At 47.5% G+C, this 23,383-nt stretch carries 23 protein-coding genes; 3 read left to right on the forward strand and 20 right to left on the reverse strand.

Going from position 1 to position 23,383, the window contains the following annotated elements; genetic code table 11:
* The first annotated feature begins 94 nt into the window (after nt 1-94).
* Nucleotides 95-322, forward strand: coding sequence for a DUF1128 domain-containing protein (locus BLU03_RS00805; protein WP_008587955.1), 228 nt, complete (start codon nt 95-97; stop codon nt 320-322).
* Nucleotides 323-498: 176 nt separating this feature from the next.
* Here the strand turns inward: BLU03_RS00805 and rnc are convergent, their stop codons facing one another.
* From rnc to sdaAB, 9 genes are all read right to left on the reverse strand, one after another.
* Entirely contained in the window at nt 499-1,182 is a 684-nt protein-coding gene (gene rnc, locus BLU03_RS00810) for a ribonuclease III (protein ID WP_008587957.1), read from the reverse strand.
* Between the two features lie 83 nt (nt 1,183-1,265).
* Nucleotides 1,266-1,499 carry an acyl carrier protein gene (gene acpP / locus BLU03_RS00815; protein WP_008587958.1) on the reverse strand — a complete coding sequence of 78 codons (234 nt, stop codon included), beginning with the start codon at nt 1,497-1,499 and terminating at the stop codon, nt 1,266-1,268.
* Nucleotides 1,500-1,599: 100 nt separating this feature from the next.
* Nucleotides 1,600-2,340 (reverse strand): 3-oxoacyl-[acyl-carrier-protein] reductase, encoded by a 741-nt coding sequence (gene fabG, locus BLU03_RS00820; RefSeq protein WP_093104910.1) that lies wholly within the window; start codon nt 2,338-2,340, stop codon nt 1,600-1,602.
* On the reverse strand, nt 2,337-3,272 hold the full coding sequence (gene fabD, locus BLU03_RS00825; RefSeq protein WP_093104912.1) for an ACP S-malonyltransferase: 936 nt from the start codon (nt 3,270-3,272) through the stop codon (nt 2,337-2,339). The genes fabG and fabD overlap by 4 nt, the downstream gene beginning before the upstream one ends.
* A complete protein-coding gene (gene plsX, locus BLU03_RS00830) occupies nt 3,269-4,267 on the reverse strand; it encodes a phosphate acyltransferase PlsX (protein WP_093104915.1) in 999 nt (332 codons plus the stop codon). The genes fabD and plsX overlap by 4 nt, the downstream gene beginning before the upstream one ends.
* 15 nt (nt 4,268-4,282) lie before the next feature.
* A complete protein-coding gene (gene fapR, locus BLU03_RS00835; protein WP_008587967.1) occupies nt 4,283-4,843 on the reverse strand; it encodes a transcription factor FapR in 561 nt (186 codons plus the stop codon).
* An 82-nt stretch (nt 4,844-4,925) separates the two neighbouring features.
* Entirely contained in the window at nt 4,926-6,962 is a 2,037-nt protein-coding gene (gene recG, locus BLU03_RS00840) for an ATP-dependent DNA helicase RecG (RefSeq protein WP_008587969.1), read from the reverse strand.
* Between the two features lie 21 nt (nt 6,963-6,983).
* Nucleotides 6,984-7,853: an L-serine ammonia-lyase, iron-sulfur-dependent, subunit alpha gene (gene sdaAA / locus BLU03_RS00845; protein ID WP_076570352.1), complete on the reverse strand. Its 870-nt coding sequence runs from the start codon at nt 7,851-7,853 to the stop codon at nt 6,984-6,986.
* Nucleotides 7,854-7,866: 13 nt separating this feature from the next.
* Nucleotides 7,867-8,529 carry an L-serine ammonia-lyase, iron-sulfur-dependent subunit beta gene (gene sdaAB / locus BLU03_RS00850; RefSeq protein WP_008587974.1) on the reverse strand — a complete coding sequence of 221 codons (663 nt, stop codon included), beginning with the start codon at nt 8,527-8,529 and terminating at the stop codon, nt 7,867-7,869.
* 214 nt (nt 8,530-8,743) lie between these two features.
* Between sdaAB and BLU03_RS00855 the strand changes: the two genes are divergently transcribed.
* Nucleotides 8,744-10,018 (forward strand): NCS2 family permease, encoded by a 1,275-nt coding sequence (locus BLU03_RS00855; protein WP_076570350.1) that lies wholly within the window; start codon nt 8,744-8,746, stop codon nt 10,016-10,018.
* A 67-nt stretch (nt 10,019-10,085) separates the two neighbouring features.
* Here BLU03_RS00855 and BLU03_RS00860 read toward each other — a convergent pair whose 3' ends face one another.
* Together BLU03_RS00860 and BLU03_RS00865 are read right to left on the reverse strand one after the other, a co-directional pair.
* Nucleotides 10,086-11,741: a DAK2 domain-containing protein gene (locus tag BLU03_RS00860; protein WP_008587977.1), complete on the reverse strand. Its 1,656-nt coding sequence runs from the start codon at nt 11,739-11,741 to the stop codon at nt 10,086-10,088.
* Nucleotides 11,742-11,777: 36 nt separating this feature from the next.
* A complete protein-coding gene (locus BLU03_RS00865; RefSeq protein WP_008587979.1) occupies nt 11,778-12,143 on the reverse strand; it encodes an Asp23/Gls24 family envelope stress response protein in 366 nt (121 codons plus the stop codon).
* Nucleotides 12,144-12,330: 187 nt separating this feature from the next.
* On the opposite strand from BLU03_RS00865, the gene rpmB reads away from it, so the two are divergent.
* Nucleotides 12,331-12,519 (forward strand): 50S ribosomal protein L28, encoded by a 189-nt coding sequence (gene rpmB, locus BLU03_RS00870; protein WP_008587981.1) that lies wholly within the window; start codon nt 12,331-12,333, stop codon nt 12,517-12,519.
* Nucleotides 12,520-12,552: 33 nt separating this feature from the next.
* Here rpmB and BLU03_RS00875 read toward each other — a convergent pair whose 3' ends face one another.
* From BLU03_RS00875 to coaBC, 9 genes are read right to left on the reverse strand one after another with little or no spacing between them, the layout of a single operon-like run.
* On the reverse strand, nt 12,553-13,212 hold the full coding sequence (locus BLU03_RS00875) for a thiamine diphosphokinase (RefSeq protein WP_008589821.1): 660 nt from the start codon (nt 13,210-13,212) through the stop codon (nt 12,553-12,555).
* 12 nt (nt 13,213-13,224) lie between these two features.
* A complete protein-coding gene (rpe, locus tag BLU03_RS00880) occupies nt 13,225-13,875 on the reverse strand; it encodes a ribulose-phosphate 3-epimerase (RefSeq protein ID WP_076570344.1) in 651 nt (216 codons plus the stop codon).
* Nucleotides 13,876-13,878: 3 nt separating this feature from the next.
* Nucleotides 13,879-14,745 (reverse strand): ribosome small subunit-dependent GTPase A, encoded by an 867-nt coding sequence (rsgA, locus tag BLU03_RS00885; RefSeq protein ID WP_076570342.1) that lies wholly within the window; start codon nt 14,743-14,745, stop codon nt 13,879-13,881.
* 12 nt (nt 14,746-14,757) lie between these two features.
* Nucleotides 14,758-16,665 (reverse strand): Stk1 family PASTA domain-containing Ser/Thr kinase, encoded by a 1,908-nt coding sequence (pknB, locus tag BLU03_RS00890; protein WP_093104918.1) that lies wholly within the window; start codon nt 16,663-16,665, stop codon nt 14,758-14,760.
* A complete protein-coding gene (locus BLU03_RS00895; protein ID WP_093104920.1) occupies nt 16,665-17,426 on the reverse strand; it encodes a Stp1/IreP family PP2C-type Ser/Thr phosphatase in 762 nt (253 codons plus the stop codon). Before BLU03_RS00895 ends, pknB begins: the two co-directional genes overlap by 1 nt.
* A gap of 9 nt (nt 17,427-17,435) precedes the next feature.
* The gene (gene rsmB, locus BLU03_RS00900) at nt 17,436-18,779 is read right to left on the reverse strand and encodes a 16S rRNA (cytosine(967)-C(5))-methyltransferase RsmB (protein ID WP_176765372.1); all 1,344 of its coding nucleotides are present in this window, start codon (nt 18,777-18,779) and stop codon (nt 17,436-17,438) included.
* Nucleotides 18,772-19,719, reverse strand: a complete 948-nt coding sequence (gene fmt, locus BLU03_RS00905; RefSeq protein ID WP_093104926.1) for a methionyl-tRNA formyltransferase — start codon at nt 19,717-19,719, stop codon at nt 18,772-18,774. The genes rsmB and fmt overlap by 8 nt, the downstream gene beginning before the upstream one ends.
* A 16-nt stretch (nt 19,720-19,735) precedes the next feature.
* Nucleotides 19,736-22,141, reverse strand: a complete 2,406-nt coding sequence (gene priA, locus BLU03_RS00910) for a primosomal protein N' (RefSeq protein ID WP_093104929.1) — start codon at nt 22,139-22,141, stop codon at nt 19,736-19,738.
* Nucleotides 22,138-23,334 (reverse strand): bifunctional phosphopantothenoylcysteine decarboxylase/phosphopantothenate--cysteine ligase CoaBC, encoded by a 1,197-nt coding sequence (gene coaBC / locus BLU03_RS00915; protein ID WP_093104931.1) that lies wholly within the window; start codon nt 23,332-23,334, stop codon nt 22,138-22,140. The genes priA and coaBC overlap by 4 nt, the downstream gene beginning before the upstream one ends.
* Nucleotides 23,335-23,383 lie beyond the last annotated feature (49 nt).

Below are 23,383 nucleotides of genomic sequence, written 5' to 3' on the forward strand. Positions count from 1 at the left end.
ACAACAAAGACGTCGCGCACCTGTCATTTGGGGGTTTTAAAATCGTGGATAATCCTCTATCATGGACATTAGTAAAATTAAAGGGAGAGAGACTATGAATCTTGAGGAAGCAAACAGAGAGAATCTGGATTACATGATTGAGACACTCGCAGATAAACTACAGCTCGTCAACCGGAGTATGCTTAAGTCGGAAGATTTCGACATGGATCATTACTATGATATCAAAGAGCTGTACGATGTCGCCGAAATGAAAGGCCAGCTCAGCGTGCCTGAAATCCAGGCTTTCGTCTCCGAAATGTCGCAGTACAGAAAAGCACAATAAATCAGCAATGCCCGCTCCGCCCCTCCCGGTTTACAGAACCGGTCTGAGAGGAACCGAAAATTGACCACTAATAAAAAGACCCTTTGCACCGCTGCATCCGGAAGCAGGATTTCTTTTTTGAAATCCGTCCAGGTATAGCGTGTGCCCGGGTCTTTTTTCGTTGATTGTGACTTATATTACTGTAATTTGTCCAGAGCTTCTTCAGCAGCTCTCTGTTCTGCCTCTTTCTTCGTTCTTCCTACTCCGATGCCCGCAGTATCCCCGTGAATATGGACGTGAGCGACAAACTCCCTGTTATGGGCCGGCCCTCGCTCATCCACTATTTCATAGTCAATGTCCGCCTGTTTTTCACGCTGGATATGTTCCTGCAGCTGACTTTTATAATCCATCGCATGAGAAAAAGCACCACGCTTGATTTTAGGGTAAATATAGTAGCCTAAATAAGATAATACCCGGTCAAACCCCTGATCCAGATAAAGAGCGCCGATGAATGCTTCGAACACATCAGCCAAGAGAGCCGGTCTGTGACGTCCGCCGGTCATCTCCTCCCCTTTACCGAGGAGTACGTATTCCTGGAAATTGAGATCATTGGCAAAGTCTACGAGTGATGCTTCACATACGATAGAAGCCCGCAGCTTGGTCAAATCTCCTTCTTCCATGTTCGGGTATTTTCTGTATAAGTACTGGGATACCCCGAGCTCAAGTACGGCATCTCCGAGAAATTCGAGACGCTCATTGTCCTTGCGCTCCGTGTGCCGATGCTCATTCACATAAGATGAATGGGTGAAAGCCTGTTCAAGAAGCTTTACATCAGAAAATCGGACGTTCATTTGTTTCTGAAGTTTGTTAAAATCCCCCATGACTCACCCGTCCCTTTACTTTGTTCTTGTACTAACCCGTTCTTTACAGGAAAGGCTGCCTGTGGTTCAGGCAGCTCTCTGTTTTAAGACTGACTGTCTATGTAATTGACAGCGTCTCCCACTTTATTGATTTTTTCAGCTTCTTCATCGGAAATTTCCATATCAAACTCGTCTTCAAGTTCCATTACAAGTTCGACTACGTCAAGTGAATCAGCTTCCAGGTCTTCCTTGAAAGACGCTTCCATCGTTACTTTGGATTCTTCAACATCCAGACGATCTACAATGATTTCTTTCACTTTTTCAAATGTCTCTGCCATTGGAGCTCACCTCCCTTCAGATATTATAGTAAATTTTCCCCTAAAAAACCATATGTTTAAGATCTATTTATAAATTTTTCTTAAACATTCGTCTTTCCGGCTACATAACCATACCGCCATCCACATGGAGGGTCTGTCCGGTCATATAGTCGGAGCCCGAATCCAGAAGAAAACGGACGACTCTGGCTACTTCTTCTCCGCTTCCAAGACGATTAAGGGGAACGAGAGAAAGCATCTGTGCTTTTTGTTCGTCCGTCAGTTCGTCCGTCATATCAGTTGCTATATAGCCGGGTGCTACGGCATTGACACGGACGTTTTTAGCAGCCAGTTCTTTAGCATTTGATTTCGTAAGACCGATAACCCCTGATTTTGCAGCTACGTAGTTAGCCTGACCCGGATTCCCGGACACTCCCACTATCGAGGAGACATTCACAATACGTCCGAATTTCTGACGCATCATTTGTCTTGTCACTGCTTTTGTAGTTAAAAATACACCTTTCAGATTCGTATCGATAACCGCTTCAAAATCTTCTTCTTTCATTCTCATCAGCAGATTATCCTTAGTGATCCCGGCATTATTCACGAGCAATTCCAGACTGCCGAAGGTATCCACCACTTCTTTAATCATCGCCTGCACATCTTCCCCGTTTGAGACATCCGCCCTGATCTTAATTGCTTCCCCACCTGAGGATTGGATCTCTTCGACGACTTCCTGAGCTTTCTGTTCGTTTCCGGCATAGTTCACCGCAACTTTTGCGCCGTGTGAGGCGAGCTCGAGGGCTATCGCTCTGCCGATTCCGCGGGATGCCCCTGTTACGAGTGCAGTTTGTCCATTTATCATTTTTCTCCCTCCCTGTACCAGTTGATGAATGTTTCAAGGCTTTCTTCATTATTGATCTGGAAAGTTTTCATTCTTCGGGCCACTTTACGGACAAGCCCTGACAATACTTTCCCTTCCCCGATTTCCACTACTGCATCCACACCTTCGTTCACAAAAGCTTCAACCGTCTCCTGAAACCGTACCGGAGAATACAGCTGCTCTACGAGAAGGCGGCTTATTTCGTCTTTTTCCGTGACAGGAGCAGCAGTCACGTTCGCGTATACCGGAATCTCTGCATCCCTCACAGTAGCTTTGTGCAGATGATCCTCGAAGTCATCCGCAGCCGGTTTCATAAGATCGGAGTGAAACGGTCCGCTTACATTCAGAGGCCTCACCCGTTTCGCTTTGTCCTGCAATATCTCACCGGCACTCTGTACCGCAGGTTTATCACCGGAAATCACTATCTGTCCGGGACAGTTGATATTCGCCACGTTCACAACTCCATCGACTTGCTCCAGCTTCTCCTGTATTTCTTCAACGGAAAGACCAAGTACAGCACTCATGGCGCCTTTACCTGAAGGATACGCTTCTTCCATAAGCTTTCCGCGGTTATGTACCAGACGAAGAGCTTCAAGACTTCCGAGAGAGCCGGAAGAAACGAGAGCACTATACTCCCCAAGACTGTGCCCTGCAGTCATAGCTGGTCTGATTCCTTCTTCCTTCAGCAGCTGATCTATAGCCACACTCACGAGCAGCAGTGCAGGCTGCGCATTTTCCGTCTTTGTAAGCTCCTCTTCCGGCCCTTCGAACATAAGCGATGTAAGCGAGTAGCCGAGAGCTTCATCAGCTTCGTCGAATAACTTTTTTACCTGGGCAGAGGAATCATACATCTCTTTCCCCATACCCACTTTTTGAGATCCCTGACCGGGAAAAACAAATGCAACTTTTTTCATTCTTCTTCGCCTCCTTTTTGTTCAAGAGTAGTTTTGATCGTTTCGGAAACATTATTCTCCACCATGTCACGGGCCTGCCGTACAGCGTTGACCACCGCTGTACGATTCGAAGAACCGTGTGCTTTGATAACAGGGGCGGAAAGTCCAAGCAGGCCTGCCCCGCCGTACTCGGAATAGTCCATCTTATTTTTCAGCCCTCTCATGTCATTCTTCACGAGCGAAGCGGCGATTTTCGTTTTGGCATTCGACATGAACGTTTCCTTTATCATCGAAAACAGGGTCATGGCTGTACCTTCGATGGTCTTAAGTGCTATATTTCCAGTGAAACCATCCGTTACCACCACGTCCGCAGCACTGCTCAAAAGATCCCTGGCTTCCACATTGCCGATAAAATTGACAGGGGCCTCCTGTAAGAGCGAGAAAGCCTGTTTCGTCAGTTCACTGCCTTTACCGTCTTCCGTACCGACGTTCAGAAGTCCTACTCTCGGGTTTGCGATGCCCCTGACCTTTTCGGCATAAATGGAGCCGATGATTCCGTATTGAAGGAGGTGTGCCGCTTTTGCATCGGTGTTGGCACCGACATCAAGCATGAGGAATCCGCGGCCATCCAGTGTCGGCAGAGTTGGACTGAGCGCCGGACGGTCCACCCCTTTGATCCTGCCGATGACAAAAAGCCCCGCGCTCATGAGCGCTCCTGTATTACCCGCTGATATGAAAGCCTGCGCTCTCCCCTGCTTCACTTCTTCTGCAGAAAGGACGAGGGAGGACTGTTTCTTCCTTCTTACCGCCCTTACAGGTTCATCTTCATTCGTTATCACTTCCGGGGCATGAAGGACCTGCAAACGGTTGTGAGGAGATAAAAATCTGTTTATTTCCTTCTCATCCCCGACAAGTGTAATCTCCACGTCTTCGTATGTATTGACGGCTTCCATTGCTCCATACACCATCTCTTCCGGAGCGTGGTCTCCGCCCATAGCATCCAGTACAATCTTCATCCTGTCTCTCTCCTTCTACTCCTCAGAACGATACATATAAAAAGTACCCTGAAACACTTTTTCCTGACCTACATAACTGTCCACTTCGACTATCGTTCTGTTTTTATCGTCTGTACCACCTACGCGTGCTTTTGCTACCACCCGTTCCCCGCGCTTCACCTGTCTTGTGAATTTAAGGGTGGAGCGGGCTGTAAGCGCCAGTTCGTCATTTATAACTGCAACAGCAAGTGAGTTGGCCTGAGCAAACAAGTGGTGCCCGCGGGCGATATCATTTCTCGAAAATACGTGTTCTTCCCTGATGTCCATAACGGAAATAGCTTTGGAATCAAGTTCAAGGTCGATCACTTCTCCGATTACATCGTCTATAGCAAGCGCCTTAACCGTTTCCGTCCACTCGTTAGTCGCAACGGACTTGATCCGTTCGCGGACCTCAGGTATTTGAAGTTCCATTCTGTCGAGCCGTATCGTCTGAATACTGACTGAAAATTTTTTCGCGAGTTCGTCGTCCGTTACGAACGGGGTGGCCTCGATCGTCTCCTGGAGCTCCTGCTGTCTTATCTGTTTTCTTTTTTTCATCTTATCTTATCCACCGTCCATTTTATGACTAGGTACTAACAGTAATATATTATAGTACGGGCTTAAACGCAACAATTGAGTGCTAATCGAGTGATTCGTCCAGTTTCTCCATATCTCTTCTCAGCATTTCTTTCAACGGCTCAAAACTCTGATTCCGGTCGAGCCAGCCGTTTTCAATGATTTCGGCGGCATCTTTTCTCGCCGTCTCGAGCGCCCTGTAATCGTGTACCATATCCGCAACTTTGAATTCCGGCAAACCGCTCTGTTTCTTTCCGAAAAAATCACCCGGTCCCCTTATTTTCAGATCCTCTTCCGAAAGACGGAAACCATCCGTCGTTTCGGTCATGATTTTCATTCTCTCTTTCCCGGTCTCCCCTTTGGGATCGGCCAGTAAAATACAGTGGCTCTGCCGTTCCCCTCTTCCGACGCGACCGCGAAGCTGGTGAAGCTGCGAAAGGCCGAAACGATCGGCATCATAGATAACCATAAGGCTGGCGTTAGGAACATCCACTCCTACTTCCACCACTGTCGTGGACACAAGGATTTGTATCCGGTTATCAGAGAAACGGTGCATTATTTCCTCTTTCTCTTCATTGGACAATTTCCCATGCATTAAACCGACAGTAATGTCCGGGTGGTATACTTCCCTGAGCTGTTCGAAGAGCTCTACGGCATTCTGGATATCGAGTTTGTCCGACTCCTCGATCAAAGGACAAATAACATATGCCTGTCCTCCGTCCTCCACTTCTTTACGAATAAATCCCAGTACCCGCTCCGTCATTTTACCTTTTACCCAGTAGGTTTCTATTTCTTTTCGGCCCGAGGGCATCTGATCGATGGAGGATACGTCCATGTCCCCGAATGCAGTAATCGCCAGCGTACGCGGAATCGGAGTCGCCGTCATAAATAAAACGTCAGGTTTCATCCCTTTCTCGCGGAGCGTTCGTCTTTGTTCGACCCCGAACCTGTGCTGTTCATCAATAACAATAAACCCGAGGGAGTTGAATTTCACTTCTTCCTGAATAAGGGCATGGGTGCCTACGAGCACATCAATCGTACCGTTCTCCATTTCCTCCATGATGTCTCTTCTCCGCTTCCCTTTTACGGACCCGGTCAGCAGAGCGATAGTCAGTCTTTCTCCGAACATCCGGCGGAGAGATGCCGCATGCTGTTCAGCAAGAATTTCCGTAGGGACCATCAGTGCAGCCTGTTTTCCAGAAGTTACTGCTCCATACATACTGATAGCTGCAACTACCGTTTTTCCTGAACCCACATCTCCCTGCAGGAGGCGGTTCATCCGGTGCGGTGACTTCATATCTTTCAATATTTCTGCCAGAGATCTCTTTTGTGCTTCCGTAAGCGTAAACGGCAGTGATTGCACGAATTCCGTCAAAAGTCCGTTATCGTAGTGGAGCGACGTGCCGGAGGTCGCTTCCTTGTACTTCTTCCGCAACAGTTGCATACGCAGTTGAAAAACGAGGAATTCCTCATACGTAAACCTTCGCCGGGCATGTTTCAGCAAAATACGCGATTCCGGAAAGTGCATATGACGGACCGCTTTTGACCGCGCCGGCAATTTATACATGTCGAGATAATCCGGAGGGAGCACCTCCTCAATTTCCGATCCATATTCTTCCACCGCCTGTTTCATCACTTTCCGCAGTGCGGCTATTTTCACATTTTCATTTACGGAATAGACCGGCTGTATAGGTTCTTCGGATTTCGCTTCTCCCTTTTTAAAGTGGGTAGCCGTCAGCTGCAGACGGTGCATGTCAAATTTACCGGTGACAGTTACAACATCTCCGGTTTCCAGGTTCTTCTTGGCAAATGCCCTGTTAAACATGACGACTTTAACCGCAAACTCCCCCACCTGCATCGTAAACGTCAAACGTGACTTTTTCTTTCCATAATAAGCAAGGGAAGGCTGCGTGGCTACCTTCCCCTCCAGTGTGGCTGTTTCATTGTGTACGAGCTCCGTCAGCGGTTTCACTTCAAACTCATCATATCGGAACGGAAAATAAAACAGCAGATCACTTATCGTATATATTCCCAGTTCATTCAAATAAGAGGCCAGTTTCTCACCGACACCTTTTATTTGCTGTACCGATTGCTCCAACAATTCTTCTCACTCTTTCCCGGTTCAAGACCCATAAATTTTCTTCTCCAGTGCTTTGCCGGTAGGTGTTGCTGCAAGACCTCCTTCAGCTGTTTCACGAAAAGCCGAAGGCATGCGCTGGCCGACCTTGAACATAGCATCTATCACTTCATCGCACGGAATTCTGCTGGTAACTCCTGCAAGAGCCATGTCCGCAGAGACTATAGCCTGAGATGCCCCCATCGCATTTCTTTTAACGCACGGAACTTCAACCAGTCCGGCCACGGGATCACAAATTAATCCTAGCATATTTTTCAGAGTGATAGCCATAGCTTCAGCTGTCTGTTCAGGAGTCCCTCCTGCCATCTCGACGATAGCTGCCGACGCCATACCGGCAGCCGAACCGACTTCAGCCTGACATCCTCCAGCAGCCCCGGAAATGGAAGCATTGTTTGCAACCACGAATCCGTAAGCACCTGAAGTGAATAAATAGCGGAGCATGTCCTCCCGGGAGGCGTTAAGTCTGTCTTTCACTGCGAAAAGGGTTCCCGGAACACACCCGGCGCTTCCCGCCGTCGGAGTAGCACAGATCCTCCCCATCGCAGCGTTCACTTCGTTCGTTGCCACCGCCTTGCTTACTGCATCAAGGAGAAGACCTCCCGATAACGGCTGTTTTTCTTTCATGTACTTCTGAATAAGTACAGCATCCCCACCAGTGAGTCCACTGTGAGATTGTACTCCTTTGAGTCCTTCTTCCACCGCTTCCTCCATTACAGTAAGGTTCTCTTCCATCTGAGCCATCACCCTATCCCGGCTCAGTTCTTTCGCTTTCATCTCCTGTCTGATCATCACTTCGGATACAGGGATATTCTCTTCTTTTGCTTTTTTAATCAATTCTGATACATTACGAAACATGCCGTTCTCCCCTTTATTCTGAAATACGTGCAGCTCTCGAGATATGATCAGCTTCCTGAAGTTCTTCCATAACCGAATCCGTCAGGTTCTGATCCACTTCGATAATCATTAAAGCCTTAGCACCTTCTGCTTTCCGTGAAACTTCCATTCTTCCTATGTTTATCTTTTCTTTAGCCAGTATGGCGGTAGCCGAAGCTATTGCACCGTAGCGGTCATCATGCAAAAGAACGACTGCGGGATGTTCGCCTGTGAGATGAAGAGGGAAACCGTTCAGTTCGGTGATTTCAATTTTTCCTCCCCCGATGGATATACCTGTAAGTTCAAGCTCTTCAGTACCGCTTTTCAGGCGCAGCCTGGCAGTGTTCGGATGTTCCGGTTCAGCTTGTTCTTCGTGTATAAGTACTTTAATCCCTTCTTTTTCCGCAGTTTCAAGAGACGTTTTAATCCGGTCATCGAACGTCTCGTACCCGAGCACACCTCCGACAATCGCCACATCTGTCCCGTGACCTTTAAACGTAGACTTGAAAGAACCGTAAAAATGTATATCGATTTCTTCCGGTGTCCTTCCGAATAAATCTCTGGCCGCTCTTCCGATACGTGCGGCTCCAGCCGTATGAGAACTTGACGGACCTATCATAACCGGACCAATTATGTCGAACACAGACCTGTACTTCATCCTACCCTTCCTCTCTCCATAAATCATCTATTGTCATTTTATCACAAAAATCTCATTTCCCCTACTTTCATCCGTTAATGTAATGCTGATATGACAGCATAGATAGCGCTTACAAATTCCCTGTTTGCTATATTATCCCGTAACGGGTACAATAATAAGCTGTGGGTTCCTACGAAACCGGGCGGGAGAGGGACAATTTCATAAGGAGATCGAAATGCTGAATAAAAACGGAAAGCAAAATTCCTGGAAACAGGAACTGATCGCCGGATTTATCGGTTATTTCACGACCGTATACATCGTTGCCGTTAACAGTCAAATACTCTCTGATGCAGGCCTTCCCCTGGAAACAGGAATGGTGGCCACCATAGCAGCAAGTGCACTCGGGTGTCTTCTTATCGCCCTGTATGCCAATGCTCCTATGGTACTCATACCGGGTATGGGGATTAACGCACTATTTGCTTACTCCATTGTCGAGGGTGCGGGATTCACTTATGAACAGGGTCTGGCTGTCGTTGTCGTCGCCTCCCTGGTCTTCCTGATTACTGCTTTCACTTCTCTTGGAGCCTGGCTGAGCAGGGCACTGCCTGTATCGCTTATACATGCGATTACGGTGGGTATCGGATTTTTCCTTGCTCTTCTCGGTCTTGAAAAAGGCGGTATAGTAGTGAAAGGAGAACAGTCGCTCATTGCTCTCGGGGAACTGTCTTCGCCGGTCGTTCTTACCAGTGTTGCGACACTGTTTATTGCGATTTTTCTCTTTGCGAAGAATGTTCCGGGCAACTTCCTGATCACCCTTGCAGTCGGCACAGGGATAGCCTATTTTGCCGGAATATTGGGCGAACCCCAGCCTTCCCTTAATTTCAGGGAACAGCAGTGGGTTTTCGCGCCTGATTTTTCCGTGGTCACTGAGTTCGGCTTCTGGATGGGAGTCTTCCCATTAGCTCTTGTGCTTATATTCGAAAATATGGGACTGATACACAGTCAGCTGGATATGGTCGGAAATAAAACCGATACGAAATTCCATAAATCCTACCAGGCTACCGCTTTTTCTTCTTTTACCAGCGGATTTCTCGGCACATCCCCTACCGTCTCTTCGGCAGAAAGTGCAGCCGTAATTGCAGCTGGCGGGAAGACCTGGCGCGCCTCTTTAACAATGGCGATACTTTTCATCGCCACACTGTTTCTTATTCCGTGGATATCTATTGTTCCGTCCACCGCCATCAGCCCGATTCTCATTATCGTCGGTTCCCTGATGGTTCAGGAAATCAAGCACATTCCTTTCGATGACTTATCAGAAGCACTCCCGGCATTTCTTATGATAGCGATGATCCCTTTCACTTACTCCATTCCCGATGGGTTGGCATTCGGATTTATCGCCTATCCTCTCGTTAAAATAGCGATGGGAAAACAGAAAGAGCTGACCGTGCCGATAATTCTTATCGCCTCGGCCTTTCTCATAGAATTACTGCTCAGGGCTCTATCTCTGTAGTATAAGAATGATTAAACTGTTATATTTTTCCATAATAAAAAGCGCACCTTTTGTGGTGCGCTTTTTATTATTCAACAGAGAATATATAAGAGTAGATGGGCTGACCGCCTTCATGCACCTCTATTTCCACATCTTCGAATTCCGCTTCAATAAATGATTTCAGATCGGTCAGTTCCTTCTCTGACACTTCCTCTCCGTATATCACCGTCAGAATTTCGTCTTCCTCAGCAATCATATCGGAAAGCAGTACCTTGGCCGTCTGCAGACGGTCAGAATCCGAAACCGCTATATCACCGTCATGGATCCCCATGAAATGATCTTTCTCTATCGAGACTCCTTCTATTTTTGTATCCCGTACTGCATAAGTTACCTGGCCGGTCTTGACTTCTCCAAGCAGCCCGTCCATCGCTTCCTTATTTTCCTCAAGACTCAATTCAGAGGAGAATCCAAGCATAGCGCTCATCCCCTGGGGTATGCTTTTGCTCGGAACTACAGCCACCTCTTCTTCTGCAAGATCGGCTGCCTGTTCTGCAGACATTATAATATTCTTATTGTTAGGGAGAATAAGTATGTGTTTCGCATGAGCTTTTTTGATAGCTTCCGATATATCTTTCGTAGACGGATTCATCGTCTGTCCGCCTTCGATAACTACCGATACGCCGAGGCTTTCAAAAAGTTTCTTCACCCCGTCACCCATAGCAACTGTTACGATGCCTAATTCGCTTTTCTCACGGGGACGGGACGCTTTGTCACCTACAATAGACGTGTGCTGTTCCCTCATATTTTCTATTTTAATATTCGTCAGACTTCCGTATCGCTGACCAAGACTCAGGGCTTTGCCCGGGTCTTCCACATGAACGTGGACTTTGATAAGCTCTTCATCCGATACTACGAGAAGAGAGTCGCCGAATTCACTTAAATCTTCGCGAAAAGCATCTTCATCATAAGCGGTTTCTTCAAGCTTTGCTTCTTCGAACTTCACCATGAACTCCGTGCAATATCCATAGTGGATATCTTCCGTATTCATAAAATCCTGGTTCAATTTATGGTGTTCGGCACTGACCATGTCTTCCATATCAATTGAAGTATCTTCTTCCTGCACCTCTTCTCCTTTGAGATTGGCAAGAAACCCTTCATAAATAGTCAGAAAACCCTGGCCCCCGCTGTCGACGACTCCTACTTCCTTCAATACAGGAAGCAGTTCGGGTGTGTTTTCCAGAGACTTTTTCGCAGCTGTTACTACCCGTTCGAGAAACGGGATGAACTCTTTTTCCTCTTCCGCGGCCTTCTGAGCTTCTTCACTTGCCTCGCGGGCCACCGTAAGAACCGTGCCCTCCACCGGTTTCATAACTGCTTTGTAAGCCGTTTCCACCCCTCGGGCCATGGCGGTGGCATAGTCTGTGGTCGTTACTGTCCGTTTCGTTTCCATCGATTTTGAAAATCCGCGGAACAGTTGGGACAAAATGACACCCGAGTTGCCCCGTGCTCCCATCAGCAACCCTTTGGCTAAAGCTTTGGAAACCTCTCCGGTATGATCACTCGTAATACTTTTAACTTCTTCCTGACCTGAAGTCATGGAAAGGTTCATGTTTGTACCCGTATCCCCATCAGGAACGGGAAACACGTTCAGAGCATCAATCATTTGAGCATTCTTCGACAAGTAGCGGGAACCCTGAAGCACCATCGCTGCGAAGGTCCGCCCATCCAACTCCTGTAAACTCACGCTTCTTCCTCCTTTAGCTGACTTTCTCAGTTTGATCTAATCGTCACTCGTCACTCGTACGCCCTGTATATAGATGTTAACGGAGCTTACCGTGAGTCCGATCGTTTTGCCTAAAGTATATTTAACCTGAGATTGTACGTTGTGGGCTATCTCGGAAATTTTCGTACCATAACTCACAATGATGTACATATCAATATGTACTTCTTCCTCTTCCTGACGCACTACCACTCCCCGGGAGAAGTTCTCTTTCTTCAACATTTCCGACAGTCCGTCTCTCAGCTGATTTTTCGAAGCCATGCCTACTATACCGTAGCATTCTACTGCAGCCCCACCGGCGACTGTGGAAATAACTTCGGTGCTTATTGTAATTTGACCATTATTTGTATTCATTTCTACCGACATTCGGATCCTCCTTTAACATGTTCTCCATGCCCAGCAATTATAACACAGGACGACCTTCTTCCCTATAATACTCTGTAACAATTGAATCGTTCTGTCAAGAGGAAATTCTTGATATAATGGATTGCATTACGTTTTTGACTATGATAGAGTAATTAAGTATCTAAATTGTAAATTGGAGGGATTCGATATGGCACGTCGTTGTGTCGTTTCTGGACGTAAAACCCGGAGCGGGAACAATCGTTCTCACGCTATGAACGCAAATAAACGTAAATTTAAAGCTAACGTACAAAAGGTTCGCATCCTCGTTGATGGAAAACCGAAAAAAGTTTACGTTTCTGCCCGCGAGCTGAAATCAGGCAAAGTAACTCGCGTATGATGCTAAAAAGCACCCCTCGGGGTGCTTTTTTTATTATTCAGGAATGTATGGAGCTGCATCTCTGCTTTTGATCGTCAGCACGATCCCCTCTTCAAAGGAATAAGTTCCAGTTTCCTTTTCCAGTTCGTTGGAAAGGCACAACGTGGAGCCGATAGGCAGATCCTCCGCTTCCAGATGATACTTGAACCCCTGCAGGGACAAGCTCTTCACCTTAAGGGAAAGGGGGATGAAAGACACGTAAGGGTAATCGTCACTATATTCAACGGTATGCACCCCCGGAAGTTTCACTTCGATTTCGTTTTGACGGTCCACAATCGTCCCTTTAAGATTTTGCTGAATCATGGGGTACAGAAGTTGAATGTTAGCCAGCGTGTGATCCATCCTTCCGCCTGTAACCCCGTAAAACAGAATGTGATCCGCTCCTTTCGAAATGGCTTCCTGTACTGCCAGTTCAAGGTCTGTCTCATCTTTTTCACGGGAGTAAACCTTCGTTTCGTAAGCTTCTTCTTTGATTTTTCGAAGCGTGTCGGAAGTGACCGAGTCAAAGTCACCGATTGCCAGATCCACACGCATCCCTCTTTCCAAAAGCACCTGCGCTCCACCGTCTGCTCCTATCCAGAAAGATACATCCTCGTAAAAGTTCTCCGGTATATACTGCGACGGTCCCCCGCCTACAATTGCAATTAAGCTCATATCTGAAAGCCCCTAACTGTCACGAATTTCTGATACAGCTTTTTCCCGGTCCCGGTCGTTGAATATCGCACTTCCGGCCACGAGCACATCAGCTCCTGCCTGTTTGCATAAGCCGGAGGTTTCTTTATTGACTCCTCCGTCCACTTCAATTTCGTAGGAATAATTGTTCATTTCTTTTCTCCACGTATAAAGTTTCTCCACTTTCTCCATGACCTCCGGAATAAACTTCTGACCTCCAAAACCGGGGTTTACGGACATCACCAGTACAAGCTCCACTTCATGCAGAATCGGTTTTAGCATTTCGACAGGGGTTGCCGGATTAATAACCACGCCGGCTTTTGTCCCGCTGTTTTTTATCAGCTGAATGGTTCGGTGCAGGTGAGATGTAGCCTCCTGATGAACAGTAATTATGGATGCGCCCGCTTCGGCAAATGCCTCCACATAATTTTCCGGGTCACTGATCATCAGATGAACGTCCAGCGGCAGATCAGTTACCGGACGAATAGCTTTTACGACAGGTATACCTATAGAAATATTAGGTACGAATTTTCCATCCATAACATCAACATGGATATAATCCGCTCCTGCCTGTTCCACTTCCTTAATTTCCGATTCCAAGTTGGCAAAATCTGAAGCAAGAATAGATGGGGCTATTTTGGTCATAATTCAATACCTCGGCTTTCTGTTTTGTATTTCGTGTAAAAATTCAATGTAATGGTCGTACCTGAACTCATGGATATTCCCATCCTCGACTGCCTGTTTCACAGCACACTTTGGTTCCCTGTCATGTATACATCCCCTGAATTTACAATCGGGAGCGTACTCTCTGATTTCCGGAAAGCACTCTGCCAGACTCACAGATGTTACCGGATCAAAATCGAGAGAGCTGAACCCGGGGGTGTCCGCCACCAGACCTCCATTGATTGAAAACAGCTCGACTCTCCTCGTCGTGTGTTTTCCTCTGCCAAGACTGCGGGATATTTCTCCCGTCTCGAGAAAAAGAGAGGACTGCAGAGCATTCAGCAGAGTGGACTTCCCTACCCCCGATTGTCCTGCTATCACAGTTGTTTTGCTTTTGAAAAGATCTTTGACCCGGGTGAGTGCCTCTTCGTTTCCGGGATCAGTCAAAATGACCTCGTATCCTGCCTGCTCGTAAATTCTGCGGTACTTTGCTATATCTTCCGAAGCGGTAACCCGGTCCTGTTTTGAAATGACAATTACAGGATTTATCATTTTAGCCTCTATTAAAACTAAGAACCTGTCGAGCAGTCGGGAGTTGAACTTAGGTTCCACCGCAGAGACTACCACGATTGCCTGATCAATATTGGCAATAGGAGGACGAATGAGTTCATTCGATCTTTCTTCCACAGAAAGAAGGTACCCTTGTTCAGGGTCGAATTGAACGACATCCCCGACAAGCGGGCTGATTTTTTTGTTTCTGAACAATCCACGACCTCTACAACGGTAAACTTCCTCACCCATCAACACATCGTAAAACCCGCTCAGTGATTGGATAATGATACCCCGAGCCATCCAATTCCTCCTCTAATATTCCGTCTTACCTTCTTTCACAATGTCCCCGTGCTTCTCTACACGGTATACAGCTTCCTCTCCTTCTCTTATCTGCACATCTATTTCCACAGTTTTCTCTTCCGTAATGACTTTTTCCAGGAAAACTTCTTTATCTTTCGTATTGGCATCTTTCAAAAATATCTGATACGTCTCCTCTTCCCCATTTTCCCCGGTGTAGGGCAGATCGAAAGTCAACGTCTTTTCTTTCATCGGTTTCTCCTTCTGGCCCAGTGAAAGACTTATAGTGACCTTGGTACCTCTCTCAATTTCCGAGAAAGCGTCCGGAGACTGGGAGACTATTTTTCCGGCCTCCACTTCCCCCGAAAACTGTTCCTCGACTTTCATTTTCATCCCCTCTCCTTCCAGGTATTCCCGGGCTTTGTCCTCACTCATTCCCCTCAGGGGTCTGAGCAGAACCTTCGGAGGACCGGAGCTTACTCTGAACAATACACTGGTCTCGCCGGGGATCACTTTGCGATCGGCAGCCGGCTGCAGTTGTTCAAGAATTTCACCCGCGGGACGTTCCGAACTGTTATGGATGGAAAACACGGAAGTGAACCCTTTTTCTTCAAGTGTTTTTTTTGCTGCCCTGAAGTCTTCCCCTGTGTAATCCGATATCTTAACAGTCCTTTTCCCCCTACTGGAGACGACTGTGACTTCCGTTTCTTCAGGAACCCTGCTGCCAGGAGAGGGGCTTATCTGAATTACGTCGCCTTCCTCCACGTCATCGGAATAGGCACTTCCTCTTTCCACCTGCAGACTGGAATCGAGAAGAGTGCTGTAAGCATCTTCATATTCCATTCCGGTAACATCAGCCACTTCGACTTCTTTCGGTCCAAGAACCATTGGTACTGCTACAGCCGCCCCTCCACCTATAAACAGAAAAATGATAAATGCGATAATCCAGACTCTGCCCTTTTTCCTCTTTTTCTCCCTCAGAGGTTTGCCGCCTGCATGTCGTAAAGTCTCTTCCGCGCCCCCGGAACGGTAGTCTTCCGTCACCACAGGAATCGCCTTCGTTTCTTCGCCTTCTTCCTCCGGGAGTTTAAAAGGAGCAGGGTTTCTTTCCGTCAGACATCTGCTTAAATCTTCATCCATTTCTTCAACTTCAGAGTAGCGGTGCAGGGGGTTTTTGGCAGTGGCTTTCAATACGATATTTTCTATACTTTGCGGGACTTCAGTATATTTGGATATGGAAGGTGTATCATGCTGGAGATGTTTCAGTGCGACAGATACCGGAGACTCCCCGGAAAAAGGGAGGCGGCCGGTCAATAGTTCGAACAGGACGATACCGAGAGAATAAATGTCTGATCTTCTGGTCGCTGTACCTCCTCTGGCCTGCTCCGGTGATAAATAGTGGACGGAACCGAGCACAGAATTCGTCTGGGTAAGTGCAGTGGAGGAAAGTGCCATGGCTATACCAAAGTCGGTCACTTTCACTGTTCCCTGAGGGCTGATAAGAATGTTCTGAGGTTTAATATCCCGGTGAATCAGACCGTTGGCATGAGCATAATCCATAGCTTCGGTGATCTGTCTCATAATGCCGACAGCTTCAGCAGGGTCGACCGGGGAATGGTACTGTATGTATTTTTTCAGCGTCATCCCTTCTATGAGTTCCATTACCATGTAATAGATGCCCTGTTCTTCGCCCACATCAAATATATTTACGATATTGGGGTGGTTAAGACTTATGGAAGCCTGGGCTTCACGATGGAACCTGGCGATGAACTCTTCATCTTCCCCGTACTCCATGCGAAGCACTTTAACTGCCACTTCCTGCTCGCTGACAGTGTCAAAAGCTAAATAAACATACGCCATCCCTCCGCCGCCAATCATTTCCTTTACAAGAAAGCGGTCATTTAGCCATTGATTTTCAAGCATTATCTTTCACCTTCTTTATCAGTAAAAGCAGACCTTTTAATGACGGCAAGAGAAATATTGTCTTCTCCTCCACGCTCATTTGCCAGGTCAATCCAATGTTGTACGAGCCCTTCGTCCTGCTCGCTGAAGTCCTGGAGTTTTGAGAGTTCCGGATCCGATACCTTATCTGTCAAGCCGTCGGAACAAAGCAGAATTCGTGTAGTTCCTTCTGTTGAAGGAAAGTACAGATCAGGTGAAATATTCTTCTCTGTTCCGATAGCCTGGGTAAGAATATTTTTTCTCGGGTGGTCTTCTGCTTCTTCCTCGGAAATCCGGCCGGCACGTACCATTTCATTAACGAGGGAGTGGTCGCTGGTAGCCTGATGGAACCCGTTAACATCAGCTATGTAACAGCGACTGTCACCGACGTTCACTATGCCGATCATATGCGGTGTACACACGGCAGCTACAACCGTCGTACCCATCCCCTGGTACTCCCTGTGTAGAGAGCCAAGGCGGAGGACTTCCCCGTTGATTTCATGAATTATCTCTTCGAACCAGCCTTTTATATCTTTGGAATCTGTAAAAGACTCCTTTTCGTTAAAAGATGCTTTCATACGATCTACGGCAATTTTGCTTGCTACATCTCCCGCCCGGTGTCCGCCCATACCGTCCGCAACGACGGCCAACCAGAAATTTCCATACGGGTGTTTACTGACAGAACCCGAATCTTCATTGTGAGGTCTTACTTTCCCTTTATCTGTGCGAAAAAGTCCTTCCACACTCTCACCTCATTTCGATTTTTTTCTGAGCAGAGTAACAAAAAATCCGTCGGAGTCCGCATCCTGAGGGAAAATTTGAAGACCGACCCGGGAAACGACCCGATGCTGTAAGTCTTCCGGCACTTTGTCGCCGAAATCTTCCGTTTCAAACGCCGGGTGGCGCTTCAGAAAATCCCGTACTGCTTCGTCATTTTCATGCCGGTCTACTGTACAGGTGCTGTACACCAGCAGACCATTCTCTTTCAACAGTGGTGCCACGTGATCCAAAATATGGTCCTGAACTTCCCTCAATCTGTAAATATCTTCTTCTTTCTTACTGTATTTAATATCGGGTTTACTCCGTATAACTCCAAAACCTGAACACGGAGCATCTACCAGTATATGGTCGAACGTTTCATTGTTATGCTTATCCTGAAGTTTTCTGGCATCGTAATTCTCCGCATGAATGTTCGTCAGCCGGAGAGTATTCGCCTTCTCTCTAATAAGACCTGCTTTCTTCTTATGGAGATCGTAGGCATAAACGGCGCCCTCATTCTTCATCTTTTCGCTTATATGAGTGGTTTTTCCTCCCGGGGCGGCACAGGCATCAAGTACTGTCTGTCCCGGCTCGGGATTCATCAGTTCGGCCACAAGCATGGAACTCTGATCCTGAATAGTCACAAGCCCTTCCCGGAAAAGGCGATGTTTAATGATATTCCCCTCATGTACAATGATCCCCTGGGAGGAAAAGCGGGACTCTTCGACCTCAAACCCGTCCCGTTCAAGTTCTGTTACGGCCTCTGCCCTGCTCAGAAGTAAAGGCTGTACTCTTATGCTTTCCGGCATGCGAAGCTGGTTCGTCATGCACATACTTTCTGTAGTCTCATACCCGTACTGATCGATCCAGCGGTTGACCAGCCAGTAAGGATGGCTCGTTCGTATAGCGAGTCTTTCGGCAGAGTCTTCGATTTCGTCTGCAGAACGGACTCCTTCCCTTTGTACAGACCGCAGAACCGCGTTTGTAAACGAGGCTGTCCCCTTGTGACCTTTTCGTTTGGATATGGATACAGCCTCATTCAACACAGCATGATCCGGGATCCGGTCAAGCATTTCCATTTGATACACGGACATATAAAGGAGCCACTTCACCCAGGGAGTGATTTTCTTCTGCTTTTTCATAAAGGGCTCCAGCCAGTAATCCAGCAGATCTCTGTGCTGAAGCGTTCCATATACGAGTTCGGTGAGAAGACCGGAATCCTGAGAGGAGAATTGGCCATTTTCAATTTCCCGATTGACGAGAACGTGGCTGAACCCGCCTTCTTCCCCGACACGAGTCAAAAGATATAGAGCTGATTCCCGCACTGTATTACTCATCGTTTTCACCCAGCACTTCTCCGATTTCCATCGTCTGGCCGATACCATTGATAAAAGAAGTTCCATCCATCCGTTTTTTACCGGAAGGCTGCAGTTCTGTAATAACAACGCTGTTTCCGTCCCCGCAGACGACGACTATTCCCTCTTTTGTTTTATCCATCACTGTACCGGGAGCCTGGCTCCCGGTCTGGTCGTATTTTTGTGCAGCCCATAACTTCAGCGGTTTCCCGCCCCAGTAAGTATAGGCGACCGGCCACGGGCTCATTCCGCGTATATGCCCCCACACCACGTCACGGGGTAGGCTGAAATCGACGAGTTCTTCCCCTCTTTTAATGGTAGGAGCGAAAGTAGCTTTGGAAGCATCCTGCTCCTCTGCCTCAATGGTGCCATTTATAAGAGATGGTAAGGTTTCCGACAGCAATTCAGCGCCGGTCTGCGCCAGTTTATCATGCAGACTGCCTACATCATCTTCTTCATTCACATTTATCCTTTTCGCGGAAAGCATATCTCCTGCATCGAGTTCCGGAACCATATACATAATGGTTACACCGGTCTCTTTCCTGCCATCCATCAGCGCATAGTGGATAGGAGCCGCTCCCCGATATTCGGGAAGAAGGGATGCATGAACATTTATCGCTCCAAGTCGCGGGTAATCGAGAAGGCTTTTCGGTAAAATCTGCCCGTACGCCGCAGTGATTATCAGATCCGGGTCATACTCCAATATTTTCTGATATTCTTTCTTCACTTTTTCGGGCTGAAACACCGGGATACCCGATGCTTCCGCCGCTTCTTTCAACGGTGGAGGGGTTAAAATCTTCTTTCTCCCTTTCGGCCTGTCCGGCTGTGTTACTACAAGTGAGATGTTGTATCCTTCTTCTATAAGTCTATTCAAAACCGGAACAGAAAAATCCGGTGTTCCCATAAGTACAATGTTCGTCATAAAAATATCCTTCCCTTTACATAAGCTGGTACGGTTGAAAATCAACGATAATCTGTAAACCGTTCTGCTCTTTCATTTCGCTTTCATAGTAATTCATTATTCTCTGAACATACTTCTGCTGGTCCGGTTCTGATTTGTATTTTACCATTGTTTGATAGCGATATCTATTATTGATCCGTTCAAGCGGGGAAGGAGTCGGCCCCAGCACCTCGGCAGTCTCCGAGAGATTCTGCTTCAGATATTGAGCGATTTTTCTGGTGACTTCCTGCGCCTGGAATGTATTGGGGTGCGAAACAGTGAGCAGCGTCAGGTAATAAAAAGGAGGGTAATGGAACATTTTTCTGTACTTCATCTCCTCCTCGTAGAACCGGTTGAAGTCATACGTACTGGCCAGCTGGATGCTGTAATGATCGGGAGTATACGTCTGAACGACCACCTCGCCCTCTTTCTCGTGACGTCCCGCTCGACCGCTCACCTGGGTTAACAGCTGAAACGTCTTCTCGGACGCACGGAAATCCGGGAGATTTAACAGGGAGTCTGCAGCAAGTACTCCTACAAGCGTGACGTTCCCGAAATCAAGGCCTTTGGCTATCATTTGAGTGCCGAGCAGAATGTCCGCTTCATTGTTTCCGAATTTTGTGAGCAGCTTCTCATGTGCCCCTTTTCGCCTCGTAGTATCTACGTCCATCCGAATTATTCTGGCTTCGGGGATCAGCTGTTGAAGATGCTCTTCCACTTTCTGCGTTCCCGTACCAAAATACCGGATCGTTTTACTTTCACATTCCGGACACTTCGAGGGCATCGGTTTTTCAAAAGAACAGTAGTGGCATTTCAGACGTTCCTGATTCCTGTGATACGTCATGGAAATATCACAGTACGGACATTCAACGACGTGCCCGCAGTCCCTGCACATAACGAAAGTGGAGTAACCCCTCCGGTTCAGGAACAATACGGACTGTTCACCCTTTTGGAGACGCTCTTCAAGTTTTGCTTTCAACGACTGGGAAAACATGGACCTGTTCCCTTCGTGCAGTTCATCTCTCATGTCGACCAGTTCCACTGTCGGCATAGCCTGTTCATTCATACGTTCAGGCAGTTCAAGAAGCCGGTAATTTCCTTTTTGTGCTCTGGCGAAGCTTTCAAGGGAAGGAGTCGCCGACCCGAGCACTACCGGGCAGCCATGTTCCGAAGCCCGCTTCAGAGCTACGTCCCTTGCATGGTATCTCGTCCGGTCTTCCTGTTTATAACTCGTTTCATGTTCCTCATCGATGATGATGAGACCGAGGTTTCTGAAAGGGGCGAAAATCGCCGAACGGGCTCCTACTACAACCTGAACGTCCCGCCGCTGGATTTTTCGCCATTCGTCGTACTTTTCCCCGGCGGAAAGCGCACTGTGTAATACTGCCACTTTAGATCCGAATCTACCTTTGAATCGTTCCACCATCTGCGGAGTAAGTGCTATTTCCGGCACCAGCATAATCGCTTCTTCCCCACGTGCCAAAACTTCCTGGATGGACTGCATGTAAACTTCCGTCTTTCCACTTCCGGTCACACCATGCAGCAAATACACATCAGGCTTTTCATTCTTCACCGAATCCACAATCTCATCCATAGCCTGCTGCTGATATCGGGTGAGCGGGGGAGGGCTCGTACTCGTAAAGGTATGGCCTTCATAAGGGTCCCTTAAAATTTCCTGGCTGTAGGATTGCAAATACCCCTTCTTAAGGAGGGGGTTCAGTGAAGCATCCGTCGTCTTTACGAAGTTCAGTAAATCTTTTTTCGGAATAGGATCAGGGTAGTCCACAAAAAAGTCGATCAGAGCCCGCTGTTTTTTAGCCTGTGCAGGTATCTCTGCAATCAGTTCCTCTAATCTCACCGGGTCCGCTCCCGGTTCAATTACAGTGATTTTCCGTTTAGTTTCTTTACTTTTCACTTCATAACGTACATCGAGATAGCCATCATCCACCCACTTCTTTAAGTGATGATATTTGAAAGAAGATGCTTCCCATTCTTCGCTCGTAAGCACGTCACTCCCCTGGAACAGATTTTCAAGCTCTTCGGGAAGGTGTTCTTCTATTCTCCAGATTTCTTTTTTATATTTTGCTTTCAACACCTGTGGAAGCATTACCTGGAGACAGGAAATATAGAAGCTTAGCGTCCGGGAGGCAAGCCATTTCCCCAAACGCAGAAGCTCAGGGGTAAGGACAGGAGTAACATCCAGCACTTCCTCCAGAGATTTGACTTTCTCCACGTCGGTCCTCTCTTCAAATCCTACAACGTACCCGAGTATTTTCCTCGGACCAAATGGTACAATCACCCGCATACCTATGTCGATAACATGAGTGAATTCTTCAGGGATTAAATAGTCAAAAGGCCGGTTCGTCTGGTTCGTCGGAACGTCGACGATCACTTTAGCGATCATACACCCTTCATCTCCTCGGCGATTCTGTAAAGGATCTCTTTCGCCGTTTCCTGTTTATCAAGAAGAGGGAGGGTCTCCTCATTCCTTTTGCTCATCCAGATAACCCGGTTCGTGTCTGCGGCGAATCCCGATCCTTCTTCGGAAACATCGTTAATTACGACAGCATCCAGGTTTTTGCTTTCCAACTTCTGTCTTCCATACTCTTTCACCTGCTGCGTTTCTGCTGCAAATCCGACAAGGAACTGGGTTTCTTTCCGCCTCCCGAGCTCTTTTAAAATATCGGTCGTACGTTCCATGCTTACTCCTAACGCTTCGTCTTTTTTCTTCATCTTGTGTTCGTAAGTTACGGAAGGCCGGTAATCCGCTACAGCAGCCGTTTTAATCGTCACGTCCTGCCCCGGAAAATGTTCGATTACCGATTCAAACATATCGGAGGCGGAAGTAATATCAATTCTGTTCACACCCGGAGGAGTCTCCAGGTTTACGGGTCCGCTTATAAGGGTCACTTCAGCTCCCATCTCGGCGGCCTGCCCTGCAAGAGCGAAGCCCATCTTACCGGTGGAAGGATTGGAAAAGAAACGCACCGGATCGATTTTTTCCCTTGTGGGTCCTGCCGTAATAAGAATTCTCTTTCCCTGTAATACTTTCGTCCTTTTCATTTCATTCTCGAGTACGGTTATAATCGTTTCAGGTTCCTCAAGCCTCCCTTTGCCTACGTATCCGCAGGCGAGATAGCCGTCCCCCGGTTCTATGAATTTGAATCCGAAGCTGTTCAGCTTCTTAAGGTTGGAGATGACCGAGGGATGCTGGTACATGTGCACGTTCATGGCCGGGGCTATATAAACGGGAGCTTCCGTTGCCAGCAAGGTCGTCGTGAGCATATCATCAGCGATGCCGTTCGCAAGTTTTCCGATAAGGTTGGCAGTAGCAGGAGCCAGCATAAACAGGTCAGCCCAGTCAGCCAGGTCTACGTGCTGCACTCCTTCCGGGTCCTGTTCATCAAAAGTGTCATCGTACACAGGCTGTCTCGACAACGCCTGAAAAGTGGAGGCACCGACAAAGTTTTTAGCGTGATCCGTCATGATCACTTTCACGACTGCCCCCTGCTGCGTTAGCTTACTTGTAAGCGAAGCTGCTTTGTAGGCGGCGATTCCGCCTGAAACCCCAAGTACTATCTTCTTATTCTCAAGCATAAACGGTCCCTCCTCAGGTAAATGGAATCCTCTGCTATAAACAAGAGCC

It is taken from the genome of Salimicrobium album (assembly GCF_900107115.1).
Lineage (GTDB): Bacteria > Bacillota > Bacilli > Bacillales > Halobacillaceae > Salimicrobium > Salimicrobium album.

What these genes read in the sequence shown, in the direction of transcription:
- BLU03_RS00805 (WP_008587955.1), top strand. Translation starts at nt 95, where the DNA reads ATGAATCTTGAGGAAGCAAACAGAGAGAATCTGGATTACATGATTGAG.
- rnc (WP_008587957.1), bottom strand. Translation starts at nt 1,182, where the DNA reads ATGGGGGATTTTAACAAACTTCAGAAACAAATGAACGTCCGATTTTCT.
- acpP (WP_008587958.1), bottom strand. Translation starts at nt 1,499, where the DNA reads ATGGCAGAGACATTTGAAAAAGTGAAAGAAATCATTGTAGATCGTCTG.
- fabG (WP_093104910.1), bottom strand. Translation starts at nt 2,340, where the DNA reads ATGATAAATGGACAAACTGCACTCGTAACAGGGGCATCCCGCGGAATC.
- fabD (WP_093104912.1), bottom strand. Translation starts at nt 3,272, where the DNA reads ATGAAAAAAGTTGCATTTGTTTTTCCCGGTCAGGGATCTCAAAAAGTG.
- plsX (WP_093104915.1), bottom strand. Translation starts at nt 4,267, where the DNA reads ATGAAGATTGTACTGGATGCTATGGGCGGAGACCACGCTCCGGAAGAG.
- fapR (WP_008587967.1), bottom strand. Translation starts at nt 4,843, where the DNA reads ATGAAAAAAAGAAAACAGATAAGACAGCAGGAGCTCCAGGAGACGATC.
- sdaAA (WP_076570352.1), bottom strand. Translation starts at nt 7,853, where the DNA reads ATGTTTCGTAATGTATCAGAATTGATTAAAAAAGCAAAAGAAGAGAAT.
- sdaAB (WP_008587974.1), bottom strand. Translation starts at nt 8,529, where the DNA reads ATGAAGTACAGGTCTGTGTTCGACATAATTGGTCCGGTTATGATAGGT.
- BLU03_RS00855 (WP_076570350.1), top strand. Translation starts at nt 8,744, where the DNA reads ATGCTGAATAAAAACGGAAAGCAAAATTCCTGGAAACAGGAACTGATC.
- BLU03_RS00865 (WP_008587979.1), bottom strand. Translation starts at nt 12,143, where the DNA reads ATGTCGGTAGAAATGAATACAAATAATGGTCAAATTACAATAAGCACC.
- rpmB (WP_008587981.1), top strand. Translation starts at nt 12,331, where the DNA reads ATGGCACGTCGTTGTGTCGTTTCTGGACGTAAAACCCGGAGCGGGAAC.
- BLU03_RS00875 (WP_008589821.1), bottom strand. Translation starts at nt 13,212, where the DNA reads ATGAGCTTAATTGCAATTGTAGGCGGGGGACCGTCGCAGTATATACCG.
- rpe (WP_076570344.1), bottom strand. Translation starts at nt 13,875, where the DNA reads ATGACCAAAATAGCCCCATCTATTCTTGCTTCAGATTTTGCCAACTTG.
- rsgA (WP_076570342.1), bottom strand. Translation starts at nt 14,745, where the DNA reads ATGGCTCGGGGTATCATTATCCAATCACTGAGCGGGTTTTACGATGTG.
- pknB (WP_093104918.1), bottom strand. Translation starts at nt 16,665, where the DNA reads ATGCTTGAAAATCAATGGCTAAATGACCGCTTTCTTGTAAAGGAAATG.
- rsmB (WP_176765372.1), bottom strand. Translation starts at nt 18,779, where the DNA reads ATGAGTAATACAGTGCGGGAATCAGCTCTATATCTTTTGACTCGTGTC.
- fmt (WP_093104926.1), bottom strand. Translation starts at nt 19,719, where the DNA reads ATGACGAACATTGTACTTATGGGAACACCGGATTTTTCTGTTCCGGTT.
- priA (WP_093104929.1), bottom strand. Translation starts at nt 22,141, where the DNA reads ATGATCGCTAAAGTGATCGTCGACGTTCCGACGAACCAGACGAACCGG.
- coaBC (WP_093104931.1), bottom strand. Translation starts at nt 23,334, where the DNA reads ATGCTTGAGAATAAGAAGATAGTACTTGGGGTTTCAGGCGGAATCGCC.